The organism is Paenisporosarcina sp. P4_E4_2 (assembly GCF_056401595.1).
Map to the genome: position 1 here is coordinate 1 of NZ_JBFUJC010000089.1, position 10,255 is coordinate 10,255.

Sequence of the window (10,255 nt, forward strand, 5' to 3'; positions counted from 1 at the left end):
GTTACGTACGAAGCGGGCGGAGAAGAGAAAAAAGTCGAAGCTGATTATGTATTGGTAACAGTTGGCCGTCGTCCAAACACGGATGAAATGGGTCTTGAAGAAATCGGCCTTAAAATGGGCGAACGCGGCTTGATCGAAGTTGACAAGCAAGTTCGTACAAACATCGAAAACATTTTTGCAATTGGAGACGTAGTTTCAGGACCTCAACTTGCACACAAAGCTTCTTATGAAGGTAAAGTGGCAGCTGAAGTTATCGCTGGGCAAACTTCTGTAGTGGATTATTTAGCAATCCCTGCTGTATGTTTCACAGATCCTGAACTTGCAACAGTTGGTTTAAATGAAGAACAAGCTAAAAAAGAAGGCTTTGAAGTAACGGCTGGGAAATTCCCATTCGGTGCTAACGGTCGTGCTTTGGCATTGAACGCAACAGACGGTTTCGTGAAGCTTGTTTCACGTAAATCTGATGGCTTGTTGTTAGGTGCTCAAATTGTCGGACAGGGCGCTTCTGATATGATTGCTGAACTTGGTTTGGCAATTGAAGCCGGTATGACGGTAGAAGACATTGCTATGACTATTCATGCACATCCAACATTGGGCGAAATCTCAATGGAAGCTGCTGAAGTAGTAATGGGTCACCCAATTCATATCATTACGAAATAAGGTAATACTAGAGTCGTACAGGGCAACCTGTACGGCTTTTTTTGTCGTTTATGGAAAGATAGTGGGAAAACATGCTAAAATTACAATTGAAAGGGTCACGGTGATACATCATGAAATACACAAAATTAATGAGTATGAGTTTATTAGTATTAATGTTGGCAGCATGTGGTGACGTAGAAACGAAGACACCTACCTCAGCGCCGACACAACAGGAAGTCGATGAAGAAGTTGATGATGATAAAGGTACTGAAGAAGTTAATGAAGCAAATGAAGCAGAAGTTTCTGAGGAAGAAACTGCACCAGCAAAACCGCTCTATACATTGAATGAAGCCAATTGGTCGTTCAAACCAATTGCTAATGCGCCTTCCAWAGTTGTACTTTTGACCATTGATGACGCACCAGACAAGCGTTCACTTGAAATGGCAAAAACATTGAAATCTTTGAATGCACCTGCCATTTTCTTTGTGAATGGACACTTTTTGGATAGTGATGAAAAGAAAGCGGTATTAAAAGAAATACATAACATGGGCTTTGCTATTGGAAATCATACGCAAACGCATGCAGATTTGAAAAAACTCACTGAAGAAGAACAGCGTGCAGAAATCATGAAAGTAAGTGAAACTATCGAAGCTATTATCGGGGAGAAACCTAAGTTCTTCAGGGCCCCATTCGGATCAAACACTGATTTCAGTAAAGCTTTGGTAAAAGAACAAGGCATGCTTTTGATGAATTGGACATACGGCTACGACTGGGAATCAAAATATCAGGATGCCAATGCTTTGAAAGATATAATGGTCAACACGGAGTATTTGACGAACGGTGCGAACTTATTAATGCACGATCGAGTATGGACCGCAGAAGCCCTTGGTGGGATTGTGGAAGGTTTACGTGCAAAAGGATACGGCATGATTGATCCTGCGACAATTCAAGGTGTAACAGGTCAATAATGACCTACAATTAAGAAAAGGCTGAGCGTTCCTATTAGAGGAGTCTCAGCCTTGTTGCATTAATAGAAAGCCTTATGTTCTTTAATGACACGAATCAACTTCAATTCGTCGTCTTCAGGACCTTGAACTGGTAAGCCCGCTTCGATATTCATATGAATATAGGCGATATTATCTTCCGTAATAATTTCCCCTGGAATGAAAATAGGGATACCAGGTGGATATACCATAATAAATTCAGCGGAAATACGTCCTACAGATTCTGCAAACGGTACAACTTCAGTTGTTGCATAAAAGGCATCTCGAGGCGTCATGGCTAAACGTGGAATATCTGGCATGGTTACAAAAGCTTCCACGATTTCAGCTTCATCTTCGAGTGATTGGGACATGCGCTGAAGAGCATTGACAAGCAAGTTCACTTCTTTTTTGGAATCTGCAATCGTCACGATGCAGAGTATATTATATAAATCGGATAATTCAACTTCAATGTTTGCTTTCTCTCGCAACCATTCTTCGGCTTGATGACCTGTAATCCCTAAATTTTTGACACTTATTAATAATTTAGTAGGATCCATATCGTATGTTGCAGAAGTGCGCAAAATTTCTTCGCCCACACATCGTAGGTTTGGAATTTGATTGATTCGCTTTCGTGTATCTTTTGCCAATCGAATAGTCGTTGTTAATAAGTCATGACCATGAATAGCTAATTGGCGTCTCGCAGTATCGAGAGAAGCCAGAATCGGATACGATGTAGAAGTTGTAGTTAGCATGGACAAAATGGATTGAACACGCTTAGGCGAAACTAAACCTTCCCGAACATTCAAGACTGAGCTTTGTGTCATCGAACCGCCCAGTTTGTGAACGGAAGTAGCAGCCATATCCGCACCGGCAGCCATCGCTGAGACAGGCAAAGATTCATGGAAGTGGATGTGGACACCATGTGCTTCATCCACCAATACCGGAATATTACGACTGTGGGATATTTCTACAATGCGTGCCAAATCAGCAGCAATGCCGAAATAAGTTGGGTTGATCACAAGTACAGCTTTTGCATCTGGATGAGCACCCAAAGCTTTTTCAACCGATTCAGCAGATATTCCGTGTGAAATGCCAAGTTCTGGATCCACTTCTGGGTGGATGAATACTGGAATTGCACCTGCAAAGACAATTGCAGACATGATGGATTTGTGAACATTGCGTGGTACCAGAATTTTATCGCCAGGACCGACAACACTTAAAATCATCGTCATGATAGCACCACTGGTTCCTTGCACAGAGAAAAATGTAAAGTCGGCACCAAAAGCTTCGGAAGCTAATTCCTGAGCTTTTTTAATCGCACCTTTTGGTGAATGCAAATCATCAAGTGGAGCAATATTAATTAAGTCTATGGAAAGAATATTATCGCCTACGAATTCACGAAAAGCAGGATCAACACCATTTCCTTTTTTATGACCGGGAATGTGAAATTGAATAGGATGTCGGTTGCGATGCTTCAGCAAGGCATCAAATAAAGGGGTTTCTAACTGAGACAATGGTCGTACCACCTCAACTTTCTTAATGACAGCATCCAAGAAGTCCTGAACACCGATTGAAAATGAAAAACAAGTGAATTATAGCATTTAGAACTGCAGATGACCATAAATATTAGAGGAATTTCGACAATAAAATCGAATATAATACAATTAATTATTTAGGGGGAATTGAAAAATGAACTGGCAAACACGGATTACGGACTTATTACATATTAAATATCCAATCATTCAAGGTGGACTTGCCTACCTTGCCTATGCAGATTTGGCAGCAGCTGTTTCGAATGCTGGCGGCCTTGGTCAGATAACGGCAATGAGCCTGGAATCACCAGAGGCACTTAGAAAAGAAATACATAAAGTACGAACAATGACCGATCAGCCATTCGGTGTAAACTTTGCAATTGGTGATCAGGGACGGCCGTTTTCGCATATGCTTGAAGTTGCCATAGAGGAGAAAGTATCTGTCGTGTCAATGACTGGAGGGAATCCGACACCGATTTTTGATCAACTAAAAGGAACCGATATAAAAAAACTCGTGCTAGTTGCTGCTACAAGACAAGCACAAAAAGCAGAAGAACTCGGTGCTGATGCTGTAATGGTTGTGGGCCAGGAAGGTGGAGGGCATTTGGGCCGCGATGACGTTGGAACCATGGTGCTTGTACCGCGTGTTGTGGATGCTGTGTCCATTCCTGTCATCGCCTCAGGTGGAATAGGGGATGRCAGAGGTTTAATGGCTGCACTTGCACTAGGAGCTGAAGGAATCGAAATGGGTACTCGGTTCATTGTGACCAAAGAATGCGTACATGCCTCAGAAGTTTATAAGCAAGCGTTAGTAGATAGTTCTGAAACTGGCACGACTGTTATCAAACGCTCGATTGGCGCTCCTGCACGCGCATTGATCAATCCGTGGACGGAAAAAATTCGTGACATTGAAGCTGCGACACCTACTTACGAGGCTTTAAGAGAGTATATTAGTGGCGAAGCAAACAAACAATATATTTATAAAGGTGATACTTCACATGGGTTTGGTTGGGCTGGACAAGTAGCCGGATTGATTGATGATGTCCCATCTGTGGAACAACTAATTTCTAGAATGATTTCACAAGCGGAAGACTTCCGAGTAAAATGGAATTAAGGAAAGGGTGAAAAAAACATGAGTTTTTCATATCCATTTTCAAAAGATTGGTCGACGGAAGAAATTATTGCCGTTGTTCAATTTTTTGAAGTCATAGAATACGCATATGAACAAGGCGTAAACCGAGAAGTATTAATGGAAAAATATAGACGATTCAAAGATGTGGTTCCATCAATGGCAGAAGAGAAAACCTACTTCAGAGAATTCGAAAAAGAAAGCGGATATATTTGTTATCCAATCATCAAAAAAATGAAAGAGACAACTAAAGGCGCCATTATAAAAGGAACAGGGAAATAATCCCCTGTTCCTTTATTTACTTCTGTAGTATTTTCTTTTTTATCGTACGCAACGCCTTCGTGACCAACATCCTGCTGGCCCGAGTAGGCTTGCCTGATCGTCCGCGGAAAGGGAGCCGATTACCTCTTTTATTATAGGCTCTGTTAAACTATCCTATTGATTATTATCTATACGAGCTAGCCGCATAAGGACACTTGTAAATATGTTAAGTTATTTTTTCACCATCACATGATAAATTGGTAGTAATGCTTCGAACGTTTCTTCAGCAAATGATGCAAATTCTTCTGCTGACATTTCAATTGCCATTTCGCTAGGCAGATGGCGGCCGACTAAAAACTCAGCTTTTTTGACATCATGTAACCTCGTCAACAGTGCGGGCAATTGTTCTTTATGAGCACCTTTGAGTTGAATTGCTTCTGGCGACATGTGGTCTCCGGAAATGATAAAGTCCTGAGGTAGTTTTTTAAATAAACTTTTCTTTTTCAATAATCTCTCTGCTATTTGTACTTTATCGGGTGCTTCATAAATGACAGCCAAGATAATGAATACATGCGTCCCCCATAAACCGATTTGAAAATGGGGAAGAGCTTTATAACCGCGTTTATATGGTGCGAATGCCACCCATGAATCCTTGGGCGGATTAACGGAGCGTCTGGCGTGCTTAGCGACATGTGGATAGAATTCATCGCCCGTTTTACTTGAAAAGTATGATGCATATGTATGACCGAATGCTTCGAACTTTGGTCGGACTTTTTCAATCAAAGATTGCATACGATGTTCTAATCCTTCTATCTGAAAAACCTCAAAATCTTCACTTTCCCACTTATATTTCATCTTTTTTTCCACCTTTCGTACTTCGTATGTTTAGTTTAATCAAAAAATGGGAAAAAATCTTGTAAGTAAGCTTTATGAAGTTGACAAAACCAACATTGTGCCATATTGTATAAAAAACATTCTGAATATTTAGACAAAAGAAAAGGGGTGTAAGACATGAAACAAGTTGTCCACATCATTCGTAAAGAGGATGTTGAGAAAAAAATGATTTTGGGATTAAAATTAGAGCTTGACTATGAACTTGCCTCTTTGTACGATGCGATGCAAGAAAAAAATCAAGCGGAAATAGACAAGAGCAAAGTAAGGCTTGGCGATATTCATAAGCAACTGAAGGCTCTTCATGCTTTACATTAGTGAAATAACCAGTCCTTATACGTAAGCAGACCTGATCGTCTATTTCTGACATCAGGTCTTTTTTTGTTTATAATTGAAAGAGAATGATTTGGAAAGGCGGCTAATCCATTGGAACTTCAACAACTCGATCGCTATGCAAAAGCATTAATAAAAGAAGCAGGCAGAAAGATTCGCCACTCATTGACCCATGAATTGGTTATAGAATCTAAAGTGGATGCCAATGATTTGGTAACCAATATTGATAAAGAAATCGAACAATTTTTCATTCAGCATATCCGTAAAGATTACGAAGGCCACTCTATTTTAGGGGAAGAAGGTTTCGGTGATGCCCTTCAATCATTGGAAGGCTACGTATGGATGTTGGATCCTATAGACGGAACGATGAATTTTATTCATCAACAACGGAATTTTGCCATATCATTAGGGATTTATAAAGATGGCATCGGACTTTTCGGTTACATTTATGATGTCATGCATGACGAATTATACAGTGCACAAAAAGGGCATGGAGCTTATTTAAATGATGAACCAATTCCAATGTTGGAAGCCACTACGATTTCCAAAGCAATTATTGGAATGAATGCGAGTTGGGTAGTACCGAATCGTCATGTTGACAATGAAGGTCTTATACGATTGGTCAAAGATGTACGCGGAATCCGTTCATATGGGTCTGCAGCGCTGGAACTTGCGTATGTTTCCACGGGACGTATTGATGCTTACATGTCCATGAGACTTTCACCGTGGGATGTTGCGGGAGGAGTTGTCATTGCTGAAGAAGTTGGCGCGATTGCCACTAATTTAAAAGGACAACCGTTAAAGTTTTTAGGACAAGATACATTTATTGTTGCACGACAAAGTTTGCACGATTCATTAATTGAGAATTATATTACGCTTATATAAAGGTTATTTAATAAAATGCATTTAGGAGCATTGCTTAAAATAGCCAAATAAAAAGGAAGGAACGGTGTAAAACCATTCCTTCCTTCCTTTAAATATTATTTGCAACGTAGTGTTTTTATAATGTTCCTTCGTCACGCATTTTCTTTTTGGTTTTAAAACCGAATCCCATAACAAAGATCAATATTGCAATACTGGCGAATATACCGATTACACTGCGTAAACCAACAGATATTCCAATTGCAAACATCGATAATAAAGCTAATAGGGAATATAGTACAAATACCCATTTAATATTTTTCACAAAGTACCCTCCACAAAAGCGATAATATTCTTACAATTCTAAATCAGACAAATAGTTACAACATGTGCTATAATAACACAGTTAAGGACTCGAAAAAAGAATATGGAGTGAAACAATGACTAATTTACGTCAAGACTTAAGAAACATTGCAATTATTGCCCACGTTGACCATGGTAAAACAACTTTAGTTGACCAATTATTAAAACAATCCGGTACTTTCCGTTCAAATGAACATGTGGACGAGCGTGCAATGGATTCAGGTGATATCGAGCGCGAACGCGGTATTACGATTCTTGCTAAAAACACAGCGATTCAATATAAAGATGTGAAAATCAACATTCTTGATACACCTGGACACGCTGACTTTGGTGGAGAAGTTGAACGTATCATGAAAATGGTAGACGGTGTTCTACTTGTTGTGGATGCTTATGAAGGTTGTATGCCACAAACTCGTTTCGTATTGAAAAAAGCTTTGGAACAAAACTTGCAACCAATCGTAGTTGTAAACAAAATTGACCGTGACTTTGCTCGTCCTGAAGAAGTAGTGGACGAAGTTCTTGAACTTTTCATTGAATTGGAAGCAAACGACGATCAATTGGAATTCCCTGTTATTTTCGCATCAGGTATGAACGGTACTGCAAGTCTTTCTTCAGTTGCTGCAGAGCAAGATGAAAACATGCAAGTACTTTATGATGCAATCATCGAACACATCCCATCTCCAGTAGATAACAAAGAAGAGCCTCTTCAATTCCAAGTATCTCTTCTTGACTACAACGATTATGTTGGCCGTATCGGTATCGGTCGTGTATTCCGTGGAACGATGGAAGTTGGACAACAAGTTTCACTAATGAAGCTTGACGGCAAAATGAAAAACTTCCGTGTTACTAAAATGTTTGGTTTCATGGGTCTGAAACGTGTGGAAATCCAAAAGGCTTCTGCTGGTGATCTGATTGCCGTTTCTGGTATGGAAGACATTAACGTTGGTGAGACGGTTTGTCCTACTGAGCATCCTGAAGCATTACCAATTTTACGTATTGATGAGCCAACTCTTCAAATGACGTTCCTAGTGAACAACAGTCCATTTGCTGGACGTGAAGGTAAATGGGTAACATCTCGTAAAATTGATGAGCGTCTTCAATCTCAACTTGAAACAGACGTATCTCTTCGCGTAGATCCAACTGACTCTCCTGATGCATGGGTTGTATCTGGTCGTGGGGAATTACATTTATCAATCCTGATTGAAAACATGCGTCGTGAAGGTTTCGAATTACAAGTTTCTAAACCAGAAGTTATCGTTCGTGTTATCGATGGTGTTCGTTGTGAGCCGGTTGAACGCGTACAAATTGATGTCCCAGAAGAGCATGTTGGTTCAATTATTGAATCAATGGGTGAACGTAAAGGCGAAATGCTTGATATGGTCAACAATGGTTCTGGTCAAGTACGCTTGATCTTTATGGTTCCTGCTCGTGGATTAATTGGTTACACAACTGAATTCATGACGTTAACTCGTGGATACGGAATCATCAACCACACATTCGATAGCTACCAACCAATGCAAAAAGGTCGCGTAGGTGGACGTAGTAAAGGTGTTCTTGTTGCAATGGCTACAGGACAAGCATCTGAGTACGGAATTCTAGGAATTGAAGACCGCGGTACAATTTTCGTTGAACCAGGTACTGATATTTATGAAGGTATGATCGTTGGAGAACATACTCGTGATAACGACTTAACTGTTAATATTACGAAAATGAAAGCTGCCAATAACATCCGTTCTGCAAACAAAGAAGCGACAACTACACGTAAAAAACCACGTATCATGACGTTGGAAGAATCACTTGAATACCTAAACGATGATGAGTACTGTGAAATCACACCTCAATCAATTCGTTTACGTAAAAAAGTTCTTGATAAAAACGAACGTGAACGTGTAACGAAAAAAGCTAAAACGGCAGAAAATAATTAATCGTATGGAAAGAGGTTGAGAAATCTTGGAAGAACAGCAATTTGTCTATGACAATATGTACCCAGTTGCGCGTTTCCTTTATGAAATCCTTCCCAACTACGATGTGGCAGGGTACGCTTTGTACCTTGTCATCTTCTTGCTATCCGCGGTAGTATACAAATTAGGATTTGCCAAAAAATTAAGAGTTGGTCAAAACATCGTGATTTACTTATTCTTGTTAATCGGATGTATCATGCTTACTTTTTTAGCTTTCTTCCTGCCAATAGTAGAAGGATTAGTTATCGCCGCAATGATATTAATTTTGTATAAAATTCGTTTGCATAATGAAAAAAAGAGAAGCGCTAGCGCAAGCTAGTGCTTCTCTTTTTTTTTTTTTTTATATAACATGGGAAGTATCCAAACATAAAACAAATGTCCGAGAGTCCAATACGCAAAAGCATGCCAATCATCCCATTCAGGGACGTCTTTAATAGCAAGTTCACTTAGCAGAAAATATAAGCCAAAGGTCGGTAAACAAAGGGAAAAACTGAGTAACCATAGTTTTGGAAGACTATCTTCTACATGCAACCGATCCGCAAGTCCAACAAAGACAAACGTGATGACAATAGAGATGAGTACATGAAACAAGAACTCAATCGTTTCAGGCAAATGTACTTCACCGATAAATGGAATGAAGTCAACATTCAGTAATAAAGTATAGACTTTTATATTCGTTACAGATTGAATGAACTTCATTAAAAGTCCCAATAATATCCCGCTAAATATGCCAATGTAAAGAGAATTGACAAAACGGGGGAAGGTGAACATTAGAAATCTTCTTCAATTCTGCGTGAGCTTTTATAAAAAACAAAGTCACCAGTTGCCAATCTAGCTTGCGTTTTTTCTTCAATACGCTCGTGGCAGGGATCACACATATACGTATGAATTGGTCGATTGCGCAATTTTTTTGCTTGTGGTGAATCATCAGGCAATTGGTTGATGGTATCACAAATGACACATTTTACACGCATCGAAACGACCTCCTAATCTACTCGTACTGCTTGAACATGCTTGATGGGATTTTCCAAGTTGGATCCATCTGCAAGAAGGACATAAACAGGGCCATCCTCATTTAAAGGTTTGCCATCCTGGCTATACTTGAAAATCAGTGAATCTGCTTGTTCTAAGGTGAAAGAATGTTCTTCACCACTCTCAGTTTCAATAATTACTGATTTTGCGTTTTTATTTACTTCAGCATTTTTTAGAAAATGTTTTAAGTAAATACCAAAAGTTCCTGTCAGGATTTTTGTCTTCTCGTATTTCTTCTCGGTTTTCAACGTTGGAGGATAGGTTGCACCT

Annotated in this window: 13 protein-coding genes and 1 pseudogene; 8 read left to right on the forward strand and 6 right to left on the reverse strand. The window is 39.6% G+C overall.

Annotated features, from left to right (window positions below; all coding sequences use genetic code 11):
* Positions 1-660: FAD-dependent oxidoreductase (locus AC1DSB_RS08480; protein WP_477586440.1), on the forward strand; the 660-nt coding region annotated here is incomplete at its 5' end.
* Between the two features lie 110 nt (positions 661-770).
* A complete protein-coding gene (locus tag AC1DSB_RS08485; protein WP_477586442.1) occupies positions 771-1,607 on the forward strand; it encodes a polysaccharide deacetylase family protein in 837 nt (278 codons plus the stop codon).
* A gap of 59 nt (positions 1,608-1,666) precedes the next feature.
* On the opposite strand, the gene AC1DSB_RS08490 is transcribed toward AC1DSB_RS08485, so the two are convergent.
* Complete coding sequence (locus AC1DSB_RS08490) at positions 1,667-3,136, reverse strand: aminotransferase class I/II-fold pyridoxal phosphate-dependent enzyme (protein WP_477532529.1); 1,470 nt, start codon at positions 3,134-3,136, stop codon at positions 1,667-1,669.
* Between the two features lie 175 nt (positions 3,137-3,311).
* On the opposite strand from AC1DSB_RS08490, the gene AC1DSB_RS08495 reads away from it, so the two are divergent.
* Together AC1DSB_RS08495 and AC1DSB_RS08500 are read left to right on the forward strand one after the other, a co-directional pair.
* The gene (locus AC1DSB_RS08495; RefSeq protein WP_477586444.1) at positions 3,312-4,268 is read left to right on the forward strand and encodes an NAD(P)H-dependent flavin oxidoreductase; all 957 of its coding nucleotides are present in this window, start codon (positions 3,312-3,314) and stop codon (positions 4,266-4,268) included.
* 18 nt (positions 4,269-4,286) lie between these two features.
* Positions 4,287-4,565, forward strand: a complete 279-nt coding sequence (locus AC1DSB_RS08500) for a UPF0223 family protein (protein WP_016427824.1) — start codon at positions 4,287-4,289, stop codon at positions 4,563-4,565.
* 210 nt (positions 4,566-4,775) lie between these two features.
* On the opposite strand, the gene AC1DSB_RS08505 is transcribed toward AC1DSB_RS08500, so the two are convergent.
* Complete coding sequence (locus tag AC1DSB_RS08505) at positions 4,776-5,399, reverse strand: YktB family protein (protein WP_477532531.1); 624 nt, start codon at positions 5,397-5,399, stop codon at positions 4,776-4,778.
* A gap of 156 nt (positions 5,400-5,555) precedes the next feature.
* Between AC1DSB_RS08505 and AC1DSB_RS08510 the strand changes: the two genes are divergently transcribed.
* On the forward strand, positions 5,556-5,753 hold the full coding sequence (locus tag AC1DSB_RS08510; protein WP_477532532.1) for a hypothetical protein: 198 nt from the start codon (positions 5,556-5,558) through the stop codon (positions 5,751-5,753).
* Between the two features lie 108 nt (positions 5,754-5,861).
* Entirely contained in the window at positions 5,862-6,653 is a 792-nt protein-coding gene (locus AC1DSB_RS08515) for an inositol monophosphatase family protein (protein ID WP_477532533.1), read from the forward strand.
* Between the two features lie 115 nt (positions 6,654-6,768).
* On the opposite strand, the gene AC1DSB_RS08520 is transcribed toward AC1DSB_RS08515, so the two are convergent.
* Complete coding sequence (locus tag AC1DSB_RS08520; protein ID WP_016427820.1) at positions 6,769-6,954, reverse strand: YlaF family protein; 186 nt, start codon at positions 6,952-6,954, stop codon at positions 6,769-6,771.
* Positions 6,955-7,069: 115 nt separating this feature from the next.
* Here AC1DSB_RS08520 and typA point away from each other — a divergent pair, with 115 nt between their 5' ends.
* Together typA and AC1DSB_RS08530 are read left to right on the forward strand one after the other, a co-directional pair.
* Complete coding sequence (gene typA, locus AC1DSB_RS08525; protein ID WP_016427819.1) at positions 7,070-8,917, forward strand: translational GTPase TypA; 1,848 nt, start codon at positions 7,070-7,072, stop codon at positions 8,915-8,917.
* A 25-nt stretch (positions 8,918-8,942) separates the two neighbouring features.
* Positions 8,943-9,272: a YlaH-like family protein gene (locus AC1DSB_RS08530; RefSeq protein WP_016427818.1), complete on the forward strand. Its 330-nt coding sequence runs from the start codon at positions 8,943-8,945 to the stop codon at positions 9,270-9,272.
* On the opposite strand, the gene AC1DSB_RS08535 is transcribed toward AC1DSB_RS08530, so the two are convergent.
* From AC1DSB_RS08535 to AC1DSB_RS08545, 3 genes and pseudogenes are all read right to left on the reverse strand, one after another.
* Positions 9,269-9,664: a hypothetical protein gene (locus AC1DSB_RS08535; protein WP_477586446.1), complete on the reverse strand. Its 396-nt coding sequence runs from the start codon at positions 9,662-9,664 to the stop codon at positions 9,269-9,271. The two genes, AC1DSB_RS08530 and AC1DSB_RS08535, sit on opposite strands and share 4 nt — an antisense overlap.
* 59 nt (positions 9,665-9,723) lie before the next feature.
* On the reverse strand, positions 9,724-9,927 hold the full coding sequence (locus AC1DSB_RS08540) for a YlaI family protein (protein WP_016427816.1): 204 nt from the start codon (positions 9,925-9,927) through the stop codon (positions 9,724-9,726).
* 12 nt (positions 9,928-9,939) lie between these two features.
* A pseudogene (locus AC1DSB_RS08545) lies at positions 9,940-10,255 on the reverse strand (peptidyl-prolyl cis-trans isomerase); the annotation flags it as partial.